Source organism: Streptomyces bugieae (genome assembly GCF_036352915.1).
GTDB classification, from domain to species: Bacteria; Actinomycetota; Actinomycetes; order Streptomycetales; family Streptomycetaceae; genus Streptomyces; species Streptomyces endophytica.
In genome coordinates, this window is the sequence record NZ_JAZBJP010000080.1 from 1 (window position 1) to 1,010 (window position 1,010).

Here is a 1,010-nt window from a genome sequence, read left to right on the forward strand (position 1 = left end):
GTATGGGGTCGGTGGTAGTTGTACCAGTCCAGCCAGTCGGGAAACGCTGCCTGCCGTTCGGCCTCTGAGGCGTAGGGCCTTTGGTAGGCCCATTCATCGAGCAGGGTGCGGTGGAAGCGTTCGACCTTGCCGTTGGTCTGCGGGCGCCAGGGCCGTGTCCAGCGCGGTTGTATGCCCAGGTCCCGGCACGTCTGACGCCAGGTGTTCTTGCTGTAGGCCCAGGCATTGTCGGTCAGGACGCGTTCGACGGTGACCCCGCATTGCGCGAACCAGGCGGTGGCGCGGGTGAGGAAGTCCGCGCAGGTGTCTGCCTTCTCGTCGGGGAGGTTTTCGGTGTAGGCGAGTCGGGTGTGGTCGTCCAGAGCAGTGTGCAGGTAGGCATATCCGGTGCTGTTGCGGTTCTTGCGGCCGGCGGCTCGGCCGAGGGCTTTGTGGCCGCCGCCGTCGGGGATGCGGCCGAGTTTCTTGACGTCGATGTGGACAAGTTCGCCGGGCCGGGCGCGTTCGTATCGGCGGACGGGCTCGCCGGTGGCCCGGTCGGTGGCGGCCAGCGGCGGCAGGCCGTGGCGCTGGAGGATCCGGTGGGCGGTGGAAGCTGCGACACCGGCACGGGCGGCCAGTCGCAGCGGGCCGATCCGGTGCGCGCGTCGCAGGCGGACGACCTCGTCCTCCACCGCTGCGGACGTGCGGCGAGGCTGGTGGTGAGGCCTGCTGGAGCGGTCTTCCATCCCCGCATGACCGTGGCGTCGGTAGCGTCCGGCCCAGCGGGCGGCTGTGGTGTGGCTGACCTGGAACCGTTCGGCGGCACGGCGCAACGGCCAGCCCTCATCGACAATGCACCGGGCCAGACGCAGCCTGCCGGTCGGCGTCAGCGGGGCGTTACGGTGGATCACGAGGGCCTCCTGCACTCGGCGGTAGATGTCGCAATCCACACCGAGCCAGAAGGCCCTCGCCTCTTTCAAGGACCACTCAAGGCATGTCGCCTGTCACCAACGTCCCGGGACAGCACA

The 1,010-nt window shown here is 68.9% G+C and carries 1 protein-coding gene; it reads right to left on the reverse strand.

Annotated elements, in window-relative coordinates:
- Positions 1-893 (reverse strand): IS481 family transposase (locus tag V2J85_RS40235; protein WP_330824345.1); only part of this gene is annotated, 893 nt, incomplete at its 3' end.
- Positions 894-1,010 lie beyond the last annotated feature (117 nt).